General features: G+C 66.1%; 18 protein-coding genes. 8 read left to right on the top strand and 10 right to left on the bottom strand.

Annotated features, from left to right (window positions below; all coding sequences use genetic code 11):
* Nucleotides 1-62: 62 nt before the first annotated feature.
* Nucleotides 63-1,010, top strand: coding sequence for a hypothetical protein (locus tag ABZX86_RS28155; RefSeq protein WP_355127663.1), 948 nt, complete (start codon nt 63-65; stop codon nt 1,008-1,010).
* A gap of 57 nt (nt 1,011-1,067) precedes the next feature.
* Here ABZX86_RS28155 and ABZX86_RS28150 read toward each other — a convergent pair whose 3' ends face one another.
* A complete protein-coding gene (locus tag ABZX86_RS28150) occupies nt 1,068-1,832 on the bottom strand; it encodes an SDR family oxidoreductase (RefSeq protein WP_355127662.1) in 765 nt (254 codons plus the stop codon).
* A 170-nt stretch (nt 1,833-2,002) separates the two neighbouring features.
* Here ABZX86_RS28150 and ABZX86_RS28145 point away from each other — a divergent pair, with 170 nt between their 5' ends.
* The 3 genes from ABZX86_RS28145 (at nt 2,003) to ABZX86_RS28135 (ending at nt 3,461) form a co-directional block, all read left to right on the top strand.
* Nucleotides 2,003-2,428: a hypothetical protein gene (locus ABZX86_RS28145; RefSeq protein ID WP_355127661.1), complete on the top strand. Its 426-nt coding sequence runs from the start codon at nt 2,003-2,005 to the stop codon at nt 2,426-2,428.
* 97 nt (nt 2,429-2,525) lie between these two features.
* Nucleotides 2,526-2,909 (top strand): hypothetical protein, encoded by a 384-nt coding sequence (locus ABZX86_RS28140; RefSeq protein ID WP_355127660.1) that lies wholly within the window; start codon nt 2,526-2,528, stop codon nt 2,907-2,909.
* 216 nt (nt 2,910-3,125) lie between these two features.
* Nucleotides 3,126-3,461 (top strand): Lsr2 family protein, encoded by a 336-nt coding sequence (locus ABZX86_RS28135; RefSeq protein WP_355127659.1) that lies wholly within the window; start codon nt 3,126-3,128, stop codon nt 3,459-3,461.
* Between the two features lie 127 nt (nt 3,462-3,588).
* On the opposite strand, the gene ABZX86_RS28130 is transcribed toward ABZX86_RS28135, so the two are convergent.
* The 4 genes from ABZX86_RS28130 to ABZX86_RS28115 are packed head-to-tail and all read right to left on the bottom strand — an operon-like array spanning nt 3,589 to nt 7,569.
* A complete protein-coding gene (locus ABZX86_RS28130) occupies nt 3,589-4,554 on the bottom strand; it encodes an ABC transporter substrate-binding protein (RefSeq protein ID WP_355127658.1) in 966 nt (321 codons plus the stop codon).
* A gap of 28 nt (nt 4,555-4,582) precedes the next feature.
* The gene (locus tag ABZX86_RS28125) at nt 4,583-5,341 is read right to left on the bottom strand and encodes an ABC transporter ATP-binding protein (RefSeq protein WP_355127657.1); all 759 of its coding nucleotides are present in this window, start codon (nt 5,339-5,341) and stop codon (nt 4,583-4,585) included.
* Between the two features lie 3 nt (nt 5,342-5,344).
* On the bottom strand, nt 5,345-6,205 hold the full coding sequence (locus tag ABZX86_RS28120) for an ABC transporter permease (protein WP_355127656.1): 861 nt from the start codon (nt 6,203-6,205) through the stop codon (nt 5,345-5,347).
* 47 nt (nt 6,206-6,252) lie between these two features.
* A complete protein-coding gene (locus tag ABZX86_RS28115; protein WP_355127655.1) occupies nt 6,253-7,569 on the bottom strand; it encodes an aryl-sulfate sulfotransferase in 1,317 nt (438 codons plus the stop codon).
* Nucleotides 7,570-7,725: 156 nt separating this feature from the next.
* Between ABZX86_RS28115 and ABZX86_RS28110 the strand changes: the two genes are divergently transcribed.
* Nucleotides 7,726-8,766, top strand: a complete 1,041-nt coding sequence (locus ABZX86_RS28110; protein WP_355127654.1) for a LacI family DNA-binding transcriptional regulator — start codon at nt 7,726-7,728, stop codon at nt 8,764-8,766.
* 128 nt (nt 8,767-8,894) lie between these two features.
* Here the strand turns inward: ABZX86_RS28110 and ABZX86_RS28105 are convergent, their stop codons facing one another.
* Together ABZX86_RS28105 and ABZX86_RS28100 are read right to left on the bottom strand one after the other, a co-directional pair.
* The gene (locus tag ABZX86_RS28105) at nt 8,895-9,737 is read right to left on the bottom strand and encodes an SDR family NAD(P)-dependent oxidoreductase (RefSeq protein WP_355127653.1); all 843 of its coding nucleotides are present in this window, start codon (nt 9,735-9,737) and stop codon (nt 8,895-8,897) included.
* Nucleotides 9,738-9,772: 35 nt separating this feature from the next.
* Nucleotides 9,773-10,306: a YbhB/YbcL family Raf kinase inhibitor-like protein gene (locus tag ABZX86_RS28100; protein ID WP_355127652.1), complete on the bottom strand. Its 534-nt coding sequence runs from the start codon at nt 10,304-10,306 to the stop codon at nt 9,773-9,775.
* 89 nt (nt 10,307-10,395) lie between these two features.
* Here ABZX86_RS28100 and ABZX86_RS28095 point away from each other — a divergent pair, with 89 nt between their 5' ends.
* The 3 genes from ABZX86_RS28095 to ABZX86_RS28085 all read left to right on the top strand — a co-directional run bounded on the left by ABZX86_RS28095 (nt 10,396) and on the right by ABZX86_RS28085 (nt 12,983).
* Complete coding sequence (locus tag ABZX86_RS28095) at nt 10,396-11,085, top strand: GntR family transcriptional regulator (RefSeq protein WP_355127651.1); 690 nt, start codon at nt 10,396-10,398, stop codon at nt 11,083-11,085.
* Between the two features lie 43 nt (nt 11,086-11,128).
* Nucleotides 11,129-11,734: a hypothetical protein gene (locus ABZX86_RS28090; RefSeq protein ID WP_355127650.1), complete on the top strand. Its 606-nt coding sequence runs from the start codon at nt 11,129-11,131 to the stop codon at nt 11,732-11,734.
* A gap of 820 nt (nt 11,735-12,554) precedes the next feature.
* Entirely contained in the window at nt 12,555-12,983 is a 429-nt protein-coding gene (locus ABZX86_RS28085) for an LppP/LprE family lipoprotein (RefSeq protein ID WP_355127649.1), read from the top strand.
* Nucleotides 12,984-13,035: 52 nt separating this feature from the next.
* On the opposite strand, the gene ABZX86_RS28080 is transcribed toward ABZX86_RS28085, so the two are convergent.
* The 3 genes from ABZX86_RS28080 to ABZX86_RS28070 all read right to left on the bottom strand — a co-directional run bounded on the left by ABZX86_RS28080 (nt 13,036) and on the right by ABZX86_RS28070 (nt 16,560).
* Complete coding sequence (locus ABZX86_RS28080; protein WP_355127648.1) at nt 13,036-13,299, bottom strand: hypothetical protein; 264 nt, start codon at nt 13,297-13,299, stop codon at nt 13,036-13,038.
* A gap of 85 nt (nt 13,300-13,384) precedes the next feature.
* Nucleotides 13,385-15,751 carry an excinuclease ABC subunit UvrA gene (locus ABZX86_RS28075; RefSeq protein WP_355127647.1) on the bottom strand — a complete coding sequence of 789 codons (2,367 nt, stop codon included), beginning with the start codon at nt 15,749-15,751 and terminating at the stop codon, nt 13,385-13,387.
* Nucleotides 15,748-16,560: an LLM class flavin-dependent oxidoreductase gene (locus tag ABZX86_RS28070; protein WP_355127646.1), complete on the bottom strand. Its 813-nt coding sequence runs from the start codon at nt 16,558-16,560 to the stop codon at nt 15,748-15,750. Before ABZX86_RS28070 ends, ABZX86_RS28075 begins: the two co-directional genes overlap by 4 nt.
* Nucleotides 16,561-16,580 lie beyond the last annotated feature (20 nt).

The raw sequence follows: 16,580 nt of genomic DNA, 5'->3' as shown, positions 1-16,580 counted from the left end.
ATACAGTTCGATGACTTGTTGCCGGGTCGGGAGGGTTCCGGCACACCGCGAAAGGTGAACACATGACGTATCCCCCCGGGCCTCCGTCCGGACCAGGGTTCGGAGGCGATCCATACGGCCAGGGGCAGGGTCAGCGGCCGCCGCAGGATCCGGCGTGGTGGGGTCAGCCGGTGCAACCCGCGCAGCCGCAGCAGGGGTGGCCCGGCGAACAGCCCGCATGGCAGCAGCCGCAGGCGCAGCCGGGCTGGCAGCAGCCGGTCGAGCAGCCGGGGTGGGGTCAGCAGCCGGGTTGGGGTGGGCAGCAAGGGTATCCGCAGCAGCCGGGATATCCGGCCGGGCCGCCGCCGCAGCCGCCGCGCCGCAATACCGGGCTGATCGTCGGCATTGTGCTCGCCGTGGTCGCGGTGCTCGCGATCGGAGTCGGCGCGATCGTCGTTGTCACCAGGAGCGGCAACTCCGATAACCAGGCCGCCGCCACCTCGACGACCACCCTCGCACCGACCACCACCGACACCACGACCACGCGGCCCACCACGACCACCAAGAGCGCGCCCGCGGGCGGCAAGTTCACCTACTCCGAATACGGGCAGGTCTGGAACTTCAAGCTCGGTGATGTGGCGCTGCAGGCCGATTGGGTCGAGGGCCACGACTACAACAGCTGCGCACCGGTCGAAGTCAAGGGCAAACTCACCGGCCTGGGCTGCCAGTACGGCTCGTCGCTGGTGTGGAAGGCGGAGAACGGCGCGGTCATGCTCACCCAGTTCATTCTCACCATGAGCGATGCCGACAAGGCGTCGGCGGCGTCGGGGCAGTTCGACGACAAGGACATCAACCTGCCGTCGGGCAGCTATATCTCGAACTGGGAGACCGGTAAGTGGCGTGACGGCAGCCAGTCGCAATTCGTGGTGATCACATTCGCGACCGCCACCTCCGACGTCGATGTCCCCACCGTGGAGAAGTACCTTAAGTACCGGCACAGCGATACGCTCGCCGCGCTCGTCTGGCGCTGATCGGCCCGGCAGACATCCGCCCCGCACCGAATCATGGTGCGGGGCGGATGGTTTCGGTCAGATCCCGCCGGTGGCGAGCAGCCCGCCGTCCACGCGAATGGTGGTGCCGGTGATCCACGAGGACTCGCTCGAGGACAGGAACCCGATCAGCCCCGCCACATCCTCCGGCGACCCGAGCCGCTTCATTGGGTACACCGCCGCGGCGGCTTCTTCGTCGGCCGAGTACAGCGCGTCCGCGAACTTGGTCTTGATCACGCCCGGCGCCACCGCATTCACCCGAATATTCGGCCCGAGCTGCCAGGCCAGTTCCTCCGTCAGCCGAATCAGCGCCGCCTTGGACGCACCGTAAGCGGCGATCACCCCGGTGGACCGCAGCCCCGCGACACTGGCGACATTCACCACGGCCCCGCCGTGCTCACCCATCCACGCCTTGTACGCCTCCTGCACATACCCCAGCGCCGCAACAACATTCACATCGAAGATCTTGCGCACGGCGTCCAGATCAGCCTCCATGAGCGACCCGTACACCGGATTGATCCCAGTGTTGTTGATCAGCACATCCAACGACCCGAACTGCGCCACCGCCGCGGCAACCTGCTCGGCCCGCGCCTGGGCCTCCCCGGAGTTCCCCGCGACCGCCACCACCTTCCCTGCATACCCCAGCCCCCGCAGCTCCTCGGCCGCCTCCTCCAGCGGCCCCAGCTTCCGCGCCGTCACCACCACATTCGCCCCGCGCCGCAGCAGTTCCGACGCCACCGCAAACCCGATACCCCGGCTCGCCCCGGTGACCAGCGCGCTCTTGCCCAGCAGATCATCACTCATGTGACGGCACAGTACTTCAGTCACGTGATCTGCGCGAATACGCCCCAGTGAGGGGTTCATGACGTCACATTAGCGCGTTGGTGCAGTCACCAGGAAGCGTGAGTTCGGTGCAGTCACATGCGGATTCAGGCAGACGCGGCCAAGCCGGGGCGACGGGTCGAGGCGAGCGGATGCGGCTGACCGGTGACAGCGGCCAGCGCCTCGGCCACGCGCCCGATATCTCGAATCTGCTCGAGCGTAAAGGCATCGTGGGTCCCGCGGCCACGACTCTGGCCGCCGACTCGTGCTGGGCTCGCGCCCCAGGTCGCAAAGCCTCGCACAACGTGCCCGCCGCGCGGTATGGCAACAAGTCGGCAATGTTGTGGCAACTGATCAGCAACGACCGGCTGATGAAATATCCCTACCCTTCTCGGGTCGGGCCTGAGGCGCTATTTCGCATCAAAGTGCCTGCGGTGGTGATGATCCGGCACGGTCAGTCTCTGAACGACAACTCGGAGAGGTTCTTCGCACATGTTCCTTCGGACGCCGCTGTACATCCTCAACGATCATCGCAACCTATTGGCAATCTCTGCCGCCCGTCCGCTGTCGCAGTCTGACGTCGCCGTGTGTCGCGCCGGGGACCGGTAGATGTTCGAATCGTGTTGTACACCATTCGATGTCGCACACCTTCTGCGGCATCGATACCGATTGGACGTGCAATTCGCTGCGTGCCGGCCCGTCCTGGTGTGCGGTGCCGAGTTCGGCGCGATCGACATGCCATCGGTGCTCGGCGGGCACGTACTACCGCTGCTGTCGTTCTCCTCGGTGCCGGTGATCGCCGACTCACGCCGCACGAGATGGACCTTCCTCGTCGGCATCGCGCCGCCGCAACCGGGCCCGGTCCGGGCCGATCCGAACCTGGCCGAGTACGGCGTCGTGCAGCGGGCGCGTGGACAGCGGGTTCTGCTTCCGGTCTCGAATTCCGGAACCGGCTCGCAGTGGGCCAACGAGCCGGCCCCGGGCGGCGGTACGCCACAGGCGTCGTCGGTCCTCGCGTCCGCAGCGCGCGTGATCGCCTCTATGGCAGCTCTCCGATGATTTGACCGCGATCGTTACCTGGTCATTCGGGGGGACCTGTGCCGAGCGTGCGGGAGCATCTGGTGAACGGGGATGTGGAGTCAGCAGCCGCTGCGAACGGGAGAGGCGGGTCCGGTACGGGTGGTTGAGGATTGATCGGCTCGGGTTGTGAGCGATGAAGTTGGGGGTCAGTAGCATTCACCCGACGTCTTCACATACCCGAAGGGAACACTGTCCATGGCACGCAAGGTCGTTGTGACTCTCGTTGACGATTTCGATGGAAAGTCCGAGGCGGAGGAGACGGTGTTGTTCGCGCTCGACGGCGCGGAATACGAGATCGACCTGTCGGGTCCGAACGCCGACCGGCTGAAGAGCGAGCTCGGGCAGTGGACTGTGCACGCCCGCAAGGTGGGACGGGCGTCGCACGGTAAGAGCGGCCCGGGCCGGCCGGCCGTGGACCGTGAGCAGAGCGCCGCCATCCGGGAGTGGGCTCGCAAGAACGGTCACGAGGTCTCGAGCCGCGGGCGGATCCAGGCCGGCATCGTTTCGGCGTATCACAGCGCGAGCAAGTAACAGTTCCATTCAGGGCCTGGGCCAGGTATCCGACCGGGACCGGGTGGTAACCGTGGCCGGTGCACCTCTGCTCACCGGCCACGGTTCAGGCTCTACCGAGGGTAGACCCCGGAATCGCCACTGCGGCTCAAGATTTCGGCTTCGGTAAGAACTGGTTGTCGAGAAGCTCTGTGTAGTCGGGCAATTGGGTCGACTGTTCGATCGAGCCTTGGGTTCTGGCCCAATTGCCGAGTCCTGTCAGATCGTCGGCGAGGTGTGTGTCGAGTTCGAGAGTGAAGTCGAACTCTGCGAGTACGGTGCGCAGTAGTGCCGGGTCCAGCTGGGTGGCCTTGGCGACGGCGCTCACGGCGGCGCTGTTCTGTTGGGACAGTTCGGTTCCGGCGTCCCCGAGCGCGTCGAAGAACGCCGAGATCGCCGCGCCCTTCTTGGCGATCGCCGTCTGGGTGGCCAGATAGAGACTGTGCTGGCTGTACGTGCCACCCTTCAGCTCGACGACATCGGTGCCGAGCGCCTGGACCACCTGCGCCTGGTAGGGCTGGAAGATGGAGATCGCGTCGACATTGTGCTGGGTGGCCGCGGTGACCATGGCCGACGGTGATACCTGGACGAGATCGGCTTTGATATTGTTCTGCGCCAAGGTGTTTGCGGCGAAGTAGGCGGCGCTGGTGCCCAGTGGCGCGCCGATCGACTTGCCGTTGAGGTCGGCGATCGTATTGATCCCCGCACTGCGGCGCGCGATGATCCGGGAGCCCTGCCAGCGGGAGCCGTCCGCGACGACGCGCAGGGTCGGTGTCCGGGTGAGGACGGCGGAGCTCGGTACATCCGCGGCGGTGGTGATGTCGACCTGACCGGCCGCGGCGGCCTGCAGAGCTTCGACCCCGGAACTGAAGTTCACGACTTTGACCTTCAGCCCGTGCTTGTCGAACAAGCCGGAATCGGCGGCTACGGGGATCTGCGCCCAGGAGGGGTCGACGACGAATCCGATGGTGAGGGCGTTGGGGTCGCTGGACTCGGGGCTCGAGCAACCGGCGATCGACAGGGTGAGCGCTATGGCGGACAGGGCGGCGGCCAGCAGCCGAGGTGAGATTTTCACGGCGATCCTTTGTGAGCGGGTGGAGAATTCAGAGCGGGGCGTGGTCGATGCCGAGCCGGTGGTGCAGGGTTTTGCGAATCGTGCTGTAGCCGGGCTGATCTGCGAGCGTGTCCGCCGGTCGCGGCCTGCTCAGCGGGTTGGTGATGTGCTCGGCGATCGTCCCGTTTCCGAGCACGCTGACGGTGTCGCCGAGCCGGATGGCTTCGTCGATATCGTGGGTGACGAAGACGATGGTTCGATTCAGTCGTGTCCACAGGTCCAGGAGCAGGTCCTGCATCTTCAGCCGGGTGAGGGCATCGAGCGCCGCGAACGGTTCGTCCATCAGCATCACGGTGGGCTCGCCCGCCAGGACGCGGGCGATACTGACACGCTGACGCATACCGCCGGAGAGTTCGGTAGGGCGTTGCCGGCCCACTGCTTCCCGCAATCCGACGAGTTCGAGCAGTTCGCTGGTCCTGGTGCGGCGCTCGCGGCGCGGGAGTTGCCTTGCGGTGAGGGCGAAGTGGATATTGTCGGCGACACTCATCCAGGGGAAGAGCACATCGCGCTGGAAGGCGACGCCGCGGCGGGGGTGGGGAGCGGTGACGATTTCGCCGTTGTCGGTCACCGCGCCGGAGGTGGGGTCGATCAGACCCGCCAGGCAGTGCAGCAGAGTGGATTTGCCGCTCCCGGAGGCGCCGACGAGCACGGAGAATGCTCCGTCGGGGATGGTCATGGAGATGCCGTCGAGGGTCGGCTGATCCTTACCCGGGAAGCGCACTACGAGGTCGCGGATGTCGATGGCCATGGCTCAGTGGTCCTCCTGCGCCCAGCGCGTGAACGGCACGGTGATGGCATTGATGATCAGGTCGCAGCACGCGCCCACGATGCCCAGGACGATCAGGCAGAAGATGAGCCTGTCGGCCTGCGAGAAGAGTTGCGCCTGATAGATGCGGTATCCGATACCTGTTGTGGTGCCGGTCATTTCGGCGACCACGATCAGCACGAAAGCCATCGCCGCGCCGACCCGCAAGCCCGCGGCGATATCGGGGGCCGCTTCGGGCAACACCACTGCGCGCAGGGTCTGCCAACGCCGGGCGCCCAGGCAGCGGGCAGCCTTCAGATAGTCGGTCGGGGTGCTCGCGAGTCCGGCATGGCTGTTGATCCACACCGGCACGAACACACCGAACGCGATGACCAGGGTCTTGCTGTCCTCGCCCAGCCCGAACCACAGGATGGCCAGCGGGACGAGGCCGATCGTGGGGATCGGCGCGAAGATCCGCAGCACAGGCTGCAACAGCTTGCGACCGGCCACGGTGGTCGCGGTGATCACCGCGACCACGATCCCGGCGACGGCGCCGATCAGGAACCCGAAGGCGGCGCGCCCCAGGCTCGCACGGATGTCATCGGCCAGCAGTCCTTCGGACCACAGGGTGTGCCCGGCCGAGAGGATCTGCGGGACACTCGGGAACAGTTGCCGGGGGAGTCGTCCGGAAGCCACCACCAGCGACCAAACCGCGGCGGCAAGACCGAGCCCGGCGATCGTCCAGCCGAGTGTTCCGAACCAGGCGACCGCCGGCCGAATCCGTTGTAGCCGTTCCGAACTGCGTCGCTGGAAACTCGCGACTCGGGGCTGTGTCTCGAAGGTTGATGCTTTCAGGTCGGTTGTCATGGGACCTTCTCCCGCGCTGATCTACGGAGTTGGAATATGTTGTGCGACTAGGGCTTCGGACGCTGGCCGACGGCCTGCAGCGGCGGCCGGGTGCCGCCGGGCGTCCAGTCGAACGGGACGGCCTGTGAGCGGTACACCAGCGGGGTCAGGGTGAGCCGGTCGACACCCGGGACTCTGGGTTGCTGGACCTCGGGTTCCCCGGCCACGCCGTACCCCTGGTAGGGGCTCTGGTATTCCCAGACGACGTCGCCGCCGGGAGTCACCTGGAACAGTCGTCCCTGCATGCCTTCGGTGATGAGGGTGTTGCCGTTGGGGAGCCGCTGCGCATTGCCGACGAACGAACTGAAGAAGGTCCACGGTGGGAGCCCGGAGTCCTCGGCCGTGTACTGCCAGACGATCTCCTTCGTAGCCGGATCGATCTCCAGCACACGGGATCCGGCGTAGATGCCGATCGGCGCGGGTGGGTAACCCGCACCGCCCTGGTTGTCGAAGACCAGGATGTTGCCCGCGCCGGGCAGATCGGCGGCGATCATGTGCGGATTGTGCTGGCCGGAGGTTTGGTCGAGCGGGCGCGGCACCTTGTGGGCGGTGATCCGCTGATGCTGCGCTCCGGCCGCGGCGGAGTAGTCGGGCCCCAGACGCCAGGCGATTGCGCCGGAGGATTTGTCGATGAGCGCGACGATATTCGCCTTGCGGAAGCTCACCACAATGTTGTCCGGGTGGAAGATCGTGCCGGGGTCCCTATCGTGCCATCGGTTGGGGCCCAGCGACTTTGCGCTGTTCATCTCCAGGTATCCCCAGGGGTCTCCCGGATCGCGGGCGACCGTTTCGCGCAGCGCGAGCCAACCGGCCTCGGAGAATCCGAACTCGTCGAGATGATCACCGGCGCGCCATTCCCAGACGATCTCGCCGTCCGGGGCGACTTCGTACAGTCCCTGGTCGCCGACAATATTGTCGCCGAGTCCGGGCACGGCACGGGGGACCGTGACGAGAACCAGCCGGTTGCCGTTCGGCAGGAGTTCCCAGTCGTGGTTCTGCCGTGCGGCGCCGCCCGGTGCCTGCGTGCCCCACTGCCAGATGCGGTTGCCGTCCCAGTCCAGATCGCCGATGGTGCCGTTGGCGTAGATCCCGCCACGCGCATCACCACTGTCGGACAGCTGTACTCCGAGGTCGCCGATCCGTCCGTTGTTGAGCGCCGGATCGTGCATCCGAGCGGGCACTCCGGCGTAGGGCCAGCGCTGCACCACGGTGCCGTTGAGATCGATGAGACGGGTGACCGCGTCGGCCCCGGTGAACAGGACGTAGCTGTTGTGGGCGAGCTCGGGGTCGAGGTAGGTGACTCCGGTGAGTCGTACGAATGCCATGTCGAATACTCCACCAATGGGGTGTTACGGCGGCGGGTCCGCGACGTAACCGTTCTAATCGATTAGCGTAGTGATACGCGCTGGTGGCGGAACTGTCACAATCACAGTGATCCGAAGTCGGTGGAGTGTGGGAGCAGAAGTGGAGAGGTGCCCGGGTTGAGTGTCAAACGACCGACGGTGGCCGATGTGGCGAGCCGTGCCGGTACGTCGACGGCCGTGGTGAGTTATGTCCTGAACAATGGACCGCGTCCGGTGTCGGAGTCATTGCGCGCCAAAGTGATCGACGCCATGGACGAGTTGGACTACCGGCCGGACCGGCGCGCGCGAGCCTTGCGCCGGCCGCGGCGCTGGCGGCAGATCGGCCTGCTGGTCCCGGACCTCACGCTGCCGCTCTTCGGGCAGTTCGTGGGGCGGATCGAAGTGGAGGCCCGGGCCCGCGATCACCTCACCATGATCGGTAACACCGGCTACGACCCGGAACGTGAACTCGAGTTCGCCACCGCGTTCGCCGAGGTCGGGATCGACGGACTCGTCGTGATCGGCGCCGCGAACGCGAGCGAGACCGCGGAACTGTGTGCGCAGGAACGTATTCCGGTGGTGTGGATGCACAATGTCCGTGGCGCGGTGGACGCGCCGATCATCGGGGTCGATCACGTCCGCGCCGGCGAACTCATCGCCCGGCACCTCGTCGACGAACATCAGTGCCGGGACATCACCTTCGTCGGAAGTTTCACCGAAGCCGACGTCCGCCATGGCGACCGCGAAACCGTGCGAGAGCGATTCGACGGCGTCACCTCCGTCATCGGAGCGGGCATCGCGCACATCCGCACCGACCTGACCCCCTCCGGCGCCTACGCGGCCGTCAGCGCCGCACTGCGCACTCCCGGCCCACACCCGCAAGCAATGGTGGTCGGTACCTACGGGCAGACCGCGGCCACCATCCGCGCCGTCATCGACGCAGGGCTGCACATACCCAACGACATTCGCATCGTCGGCTTCGACGGCAGCGATAACGACTACGGCCAGTTTCGCCTCACCGCTGTGCAGCAACCCGTCGACACCATCGCGCACCACGCACTGGGCCGACTGCTCGACGACTACTCGGGCACCGGCCGTGAGATCACTTCACCCCAGCCCATAAACCCATCACTGCGGATCGGCAATACCTGCGGATGCACTGCGACAGGCCAACTGTGATGATGATTGCTGATCCAGACTCTGGAAAGAGCGGGTCGGATGAGCAAGCCTGTCCACCCGGCTGACGCCGGACGGATGCTGCCGGACGGATGCTGCCGGTTGATCTTTCGAGGCGCCGGCCGTTCCGCTCAGCTCAACGCCGAAATGACTGCGGTGTCACTGATTTCGAGCAGGCGACTGCGTGCCTTCGGATCGTCGGCCTGTGTGTGCGGATGGCCCTGCGTGGTGCCGTTGAAATACCGGCCTGTCGTCTGCGCCAGTCCCGGATCGCAGATCAGTCGGAGGGTCGCGTCGGTGCCTTCGGCGATAGTGCTGATCGGGGTGACGCCGGATTCGCGCACCATGGTTGTCGCCATGAGGGTGGCCGGGTGCAGGGCGTTCACGGTGACACCGGTTCCGTCGAGTTCCGCGGCGTACTCGATGGTCGCCATGATCATCGCCAGCTTGGCTCGGCAGTACGCGGTATACGCGTGGTAGTCGTGCTCGGGGGTCGGATCGTCGAGGTCGATCTCCTGCTGCCCGGCGGAGGCTACGTTCACCACCCGTGCCGGAGCCGAGGCCTGCAGCAGCGGAAGCAGTCGTCGTGTCAGCCGATATGGTGCCAGATGGTTGACTGCCCACAGTAATTCGTTGCCGTCGGCGGTGAGTTCGCGTTTCCCATCCGGACGGCCTGCGGTACCGGCATTGTTCACGAGCACATCCAATCGCGAAGTACGGGCGATAATCTCGTCGGCCAGCCGGTCCACCTCCGCAAGTCGCGACAGGTCGGCCAGGACGATCAGCGGAGCGTATCCGCTCGCGGCAGTCACCTCGGCGGCGACCGCTGCGGCCCGATCCGGGTTGCGGCCGTGCAGGATCAGCCGGGCACCCGCTGCGCCGAGTCGCACCGCGAGTTCACGGCCGAGTCCGTCCGTCGCACCCGTGATCAGCACGGTTCGGTCGTCCATGCGGTCGATATTGTTGTCGCTCATAGTGTTTCCTTGAAGTCCCCGTCTTCGAAGCGAATTCACTGCATTGTCTCCGCTGTCGCGACCAGCGTGGCTCGGCCCAGGATGTGGCCGGCGATGGTGAATCCGAGCAGAGCCGGCGTCGAGTCGGAGGGGATACCGATGTCATCCACATCCAGAGCGTGCACGGTCACAAAATAGCGGTGCTTACCGTGCCCGGCCGGGGGCGCCGCACCGATGTATCGAGGTAGGCGCGCGTCGTTCGGCAATTGGAAGGAGCCGATCGGTAAGCCACTGCCCGTCTCGTCTCCGATGCCCTCGGGAAGGGATGTGGTCGTGGCCGGGATATTGGCGACGGCCCAGTGCCAGAAGCCGGAGCCGGTGGGGGCATCGGGGTCGTACACGGTAACGGCGTAGCTCTTGGTACCCGCCGGGGCGCCGCTCCAATTCAACTGCGGGGAAACGTCTTTGCCGCCGGGGGCGCCGGAGGACCACTGCGCGGGTGGCCAGGCGGCGCCGTCGCTGACCGTGGTGCTGGTGACCGTGAATGCGGCTGCCTCGGGGAGGCGGGCGAAGGGATTGTTTGCGCTCATCGTGTCGCGCCTTTCGAGTCGTACCGGATGTACAAGATCGACGATAACAGAAATAATCGATGATTTGTCAAATCGTCTATGATCGAGTGATGACTCGGACAATCCCCAACCCAGCCCAGCCGCCGAAGCAGATGCTTTCCGAGCAGGTCTACGCACAACTGCGGAACGCGATCATGCGCGGCGAGTACGCGCCCGGTGCCGCGCTCAAGCCGCAGGATCTGGCCAAGCAACACGGTGTGAGCCTGGCGGTGGTGCGCGAGGCGCTGGTGCGGCTCGTCGGCGAGGGCCTGGCCGAACGGCTGACCAATCGCGGCTTCGCGGTCCCAGCCTTTTCCGCTCACCGCTGGCAACAGATCGGGGAGGCCCGCCGGACCATCGAGCCGGTCCTGCTACGCATGTCGATCGAACGTGGTGACGTCGACTGGGAAGGCGACGTGCGAGCGGCCCACCACCGCTTGGCGCGTACACCCGCATTCACCCCGCCGGACGACGAGTACTACAGCGAAGCATGGGCCGAGGCCCATCGGGTGTTCCACCGCACCCTCCTGCAGGGGTGCGGCAACCCGGTGCTGCTGGAAACCTTCGACCGGCTGTGGGTCGCGAGCGAGCTGGCCCGCCGCTGGTCGGCACACCGCAACCCCGAGCGCGACGGCGTCGACGAGCATCGCCGATTGGAGGAGGCGGCGCTGGCCCGCGACCCCGACACCGCCGCCGACATACTGACTCGACACCTCACCCTGACGACGGCCGCACTGGCGGAGCAAGAAGGTGCCGGATAGATCGGTCGCGGTCAATGTCGGTGGTGGTGTGTTGGATGGCGCTGTGAACGAACTGCTGCGTGGTCTCCCTGAGATTCCGATCCTTCGTAACCGGTGCCGGGCGATGGCAATGCTCGATGCTGTGCTCAGTCCGGAGTGGGAGGGTCGCTACCACTCGTTCAACAGCCGCTGGGCTGCGGGCGAAGAGATGGCTTCGATGCGTAACGGCTCCGGCGATGACTGGTTCATCGTCTTTTCCGCTGTCGGTGTCTGTGGCCGTGGATTCAACCATGAAATACCCAATGCCCCACAGGTACTCGATGCTGTGCCCGCGGTCTTCGAGCCCTACGTCACCGAGCCGGCGTTCGCCGATCACGACGGTTCGCCCCGTGCCACGCTGTGCTTCTGGCGTGAACCTCGCGACACCGACTGGGGTGTGTCCGCCACCGACCGTGGCGGTCACGAGCTGTTCGAGTTGCTGGTCGACGGCACGCCCGAGGGTTACCAGGAGTGGGCCCAGGATTACTACGAGGCAGAGGTGAGCCTGGCGGCCATCGAGCACGTATATGCGCTGCTGCCGCTGACGCCCGCGGTGGTGGCAGGGCTCAATCCTGCTGTCGACCTCCTCGTTCTGGAGCCGGACTTGATCGAAATCGGCTACCCACATTGAGCACCGGAGCGCGCACGATATGCAGAATCGCAGGTAATCAGCATGCGCATCCTTCTCTACGGCTGCGGCGACTTCTCCACAGCTGGGGTCCGCGCCCTTCGAGCCGGTCGACGCGGCGCACGCCGAACCCGATGACGAGGTCGGCTCCGGCCCCCTCGACCCGTCCGCTCTCGCTGAAGCGGCCCGGCAGTTGTATGCCGCCCAACTCCGATACGAATCACACTCGACACCGTGCGGGTTCAGACGGCCTCAGATCGGTACCGCCGGTTCGTGGCGACCGGGTTCGTCTTTCCAGGCAGATCTCGAGGTGTCAATTCCCAACGCTCATGCTCGAGTCGATGACGGCGTGGTCCGGGGTCGTGAACCCGGGCCGCGGCAGTGACTTCCGCTCATCGGCGATACGGAGTGTATGAATGCCGTTCTTGCCCATAACTTTTGGGGCATACGACGAGCAATGGCCCAGTAACACCGGTCTCGGGGACATCGATGTCCAGTTGTCATTCCGTTCGGAACGGGAGCCTGGTAGGGGTATCGCGGTGTGCACCGCTGCCGAAGTGGGAATCGGCCACCCTGGTGGCGAGCCGATCGAATCGAGGGGAATTACGTGAAAGCCACGACAGTGCTGTTCGCGGCATTGACCGCCGGTGTGATGGTGTCCGTGAGCGGGTGTGGGAGCACTGCGTCGACACAGTCGGCCCCGGGACCGTCTTCGGCATCGAGTGGGCACACCGTTCCGTCGTCCGGAGGCGATGCCGGTCCGTCGGAAACAGTGCAGGACAAGGCCACTCAGACGGATGCGCCCGCGGCTACCGTGGCGCCGGTGACCTCGGCGCCGAACGGCAGCGGGCACGGATTGTGCTTCGACCTCAATTCCGCGCTCGCGAACTCCGCGATCAAGGGGCTCCCGGTGCCGTCTACCGGTGCATGGACCAATCCGTATGCGAGCAACGACCCGATCTCAGCGGGCTGTGACGGCGTGCTGTCATGGATGACGGTGGAATCGGGCGATATTCACCCCTACACCCACGTGTTGTTCTTCACCAACGGCGCCTATCTGGGCACGGCGACCGCCGACCCGTACGGCTACACAGAGGTGCTCGGCAAGTCAGCGAATGTGGTCTCGGTGCGGTACCGCTGGGCGAAGTCCAATGACGCGCTGTGCTGCCCGACCGGCGGCCCGAGCGTGGTGACCTTCACCCTCTCCGGCGGCAAGGTGCAGGCCAATGGTCAGTTCCCTCCAGGCAATTAGTCGACTTGATCGTGAACGGATCTCCCCGGCTACGTGTTGCCGCGATCGGCTTCTACAAGGCCTGCCCCAGGGTTGCTCTTGTCCGGCCTCGGTCGCGGTGAGTAGAGACGATCGTCCACAGGCGCTCCGGGATCGCGGTGCCTGCCGCCGTGGCGTACGCGTCCACCTGCAGTGCGGGCGTTCCCGATTCGTCGTGAAGGAGGGCGGCCCGGGACTGTGAGCCGTCTGCGAAATGCAGTTCGTACTCGCCGGCCTCGGAGTCGAATTCGAGAGTCAGGCCGCGAAACAGGTGGGAGTATCCGACTGCGATGGGCATGGCCGCCATTCGATCATCGTCCTTTCGCCGGTCAGGATTCCGTGTGTACTGATCACGAAGGTCTCGCCGTCGTCGCACGCCGTGCTCATGAACCCAGTGCGGCGCGGAGGTATGCGGCGGTGCGGGTGTTCGACGCCGCGACGTCGGCGGGTGTGCCCCGGGCGATGATGCGACCGCCGTCCTCGCCGCCGCCCGGTCCCAGGTCGATGACATGGTCTGCGATGGCGACGATGGTCATATCGTGTTCGGCGGTGACAACGGTGGCACCGGTGTCGACGAGCCGATTCAGCTGGCGCATCAGGGTTTCGGCGTCAGCGGGGTGCAGGCCGGTTGTAGGTTCGTCGAGCAGGTAAACGGTGCCGGGACGGTGGCTACGTTGCAGCTCGGTGGCGAGCTTGATGCGCTGGGCTTCGCCTCCGGACAGTTCGGGCGCCGGCTGGCCGAGCCGGATGTAGCCGAGACCGACGTCGAGCAGTGCCTCCAGCACACGGCGGGCGGGTGGCGAGTCGTTCAGCAATCCGGTCGCGTCGTCGACAGTGGTGGCCAGGACTTCGGCGATGTTCTTGCCTCGGTAGGTGATGTCGAGGGTGTCGCGGTTGTATCTCGCACCCGAGCAGTCCGGGCAGGGTGAGTTGGCACTGGGCAGAAATAGCAGTTCGACGGTGACGTAGCCCTCGCCCTGACAGGGTTCGCAGCGGCCACCCGGCACGTTGAACGAGAACCTGCCTGCGTCGTAACCGCGAGAACGGGCGGTGTCGGTGTCGGCGAACAGTTTCCGGACGGTGTCGAACAATCCGGTATAGGTGGCGGCGTTCGAGCGGGGCGTGCGGCCGATCGGCAGCTGATCGACCGTGACGACCCGGCTGATCGCCGGATCGGCAGATGCGGCGTCGTGAATCGCGTGCAGCAGACTGGTTTTCCCGGATCCGGACACTCCGGTGATTGCGGTGAACACCCCGAGCGGAACATCGATGTCGAGGTCGCGCAGATTGTGACGGTGTACTCCGCGCAGCCGTAGTTGCCGGGTGGAGTTCCGGGCAGTGCGTGGCGGGGGTGTGGTGTCGGCGAACAGGTACCTGCGGGTTACCGATCCCTCGACGGCCCGGAGCGATTCCAGTGCCCCGCTGTGCAGTACACGGCCGCCTTGCGTGCCGGCTGCCGGTCCCACATCGACCAGCCAGTCACTGTGGCGGACAATCGCCATATCGTGTTCGACGAGGAACACCGAATTGCCCGCGTCGGTGAGCCGGCGCAATACCGAGATCAGGGTCTCGCTGTCGGCCGGGTGCAGCCCGGCCGACGGCTCGTCGAGTACGTAGACGACACCGAACAGACCCGACCGCAGCTGCGCGGACAGCCGCAGCCGCTGCAGTTCGCCACCGGACAGTGTGGTGGTGTCCCGTCCGATGGCCAGATACCCCAGCCCCAGTTCGGAGGCGACCGCGAGCCGCGCCGACAGATCCTGGACCAGGACCGCCGCGGCATCCCGGCCCGGCGCGAAGGGGCGCAGCAGGTCGGTGAGCGAATTCATCGGCATCCGTGTCAAATCGGTGATGTCGTAGCCTGCGAAGGTCACGGCCAGTGCCTGCTGGTTGAGTCGTTTTCCATGGCATACCTGGCAGGTGACAGTGGTCAGGAATGTCGCGGCGCGTTCGCGGCGTGTCTGGCTCTTGGATTCGGCGAACGACCGCAGCAGTAGTTGCTCGGCACCGGTGTAGGCGCCCTCGTAGGACCGCTGGATTCGGCCGGCATCGCGGTGGGGGTGCACGGTCACCACCGGCTTCTCCTCGGTGAACAGGATCCAATCCCGTTGCTGCTGAGGAAGTTCTCTCCAGGGACGGTCGATGTCGTAGCCGAGGGCGTGCAGGATGTCGCGGAGGTTCTTGCCCTGCCAGGCGCCGGGCCAGCACGCGATGGCTCCCTCTCGAATGCTCAGCGACGGATCGGGCACCATGGACTTCTCGGTGGCTTCGTGGAGTTCCCCGGCCCCGTGGCAGCGCGGGCAGGCGCCTTCGATGGTGTTGGGGGAGAAAGCATTCGAGTTCAGCTGTTCGGCTCCTGGCGGGTAGGCGCCGGCGCGGGACATCAGCATTCGCAGAGTGTTCGACATGCCTGTGACGGTGCCGACCGTCGACCGTGACGACGCCGCGGCGCGCCGCTGTCCCAGCGCCACCGCGGGTGGCAGGCCGGTGACCTCGTCGACGTCGGGCGGGTCCATCTGATGCATGAGCCGGCGCGCGTAGGGCGCGACCGACTCCAGGAATCGCCGCTGGGATTCGGCGTATATCGTGCCGAACGCCAGTGACGACTTTCCCGATCCGGAAACCCCGGTAAACGACACGAGCGCATCCCGCGGCACCGCGACGTCCACATCACACAGGTTGTTGACCCGGGCGCCGCGGACCCGGACGAATCCGTCGTCACCGGCGGCGTTTCGACCTACCCGGTTCACCGGCCGGCGCCGATCAGCCGGTCCGCCGCATCACGGATCACCGTGGAGGCCTGGGATCGACTGCTGATCTCGGGTACCTGCACCAGCCACCAGGTCGCTCCGGCGGCCCGGTACTCATCAGGATCCTTGTCGGCGGTACCGGCGACGGCGACCGCGAAACCGTCCAGGTCTCCCCGGTATTCGCCGATGATGTCCAGCATCGCGACCAGGTCGGACGGCGATGCCTCCGGACAGCACCCGTCGAATCGGGCAGCGCGGCGCAGTGGTGCGCGGTGCAGCGATTGCGTCGCCACCCAGATCGGAATTCGCGGAACCTGTACCGGACGTGGCAGGAAACGCAACCCGTCCACCTGGAAATGCGGTCCGCGGTGATCGACCACGGCGCCGCTCCACAGCGAGGTGATCACCTCGAGGCTTTCGTCGAGCAGCCGTGCCCGAGCCCGCGGATCGCTTTCCTCGCCCAGCGCGGTGAGCTCACCACCGGTGTTCGACCCCAGCCCGACACCGAGCACGAACCTGCCGCCACCGAGCTGATCCAGAGCGACGGATTGTCGTGCCACCTCGTGTGGCCGCCGCCGTGACAACGGCGTCACCCGCGGCCCGAACCGCACCGTCCGGGTGGCGGCCGCGATCGCCGCCAGGGCGATCCACGCGTCGCAGACCGGCAACCCCGGCCGCTGCGGCCGGACCACGTGATCCCAGACGAAGACCCCGTCGAAACCCGCCCCTTCGGCCTCGGCCGCGAGATCGGCCAGCACCCGCGGATCGGCCAGCTCCCCGAACGGCGGCAGATACACCCCTAGGCGCATCAGGCCAGCGTAGAGCGCAA

The organism is Nocardia sp. NPDC006630 (assembly GCF_040611495.1).
Classification (GTDB): Bacteria; Actinomycetota; Actinomycetes; order Mycobacteriales; family Mycobacteriaceae; genus Nocardia.
This window is presented reverse-complemented; position numbering and strand designations above follow the sequence as displayed.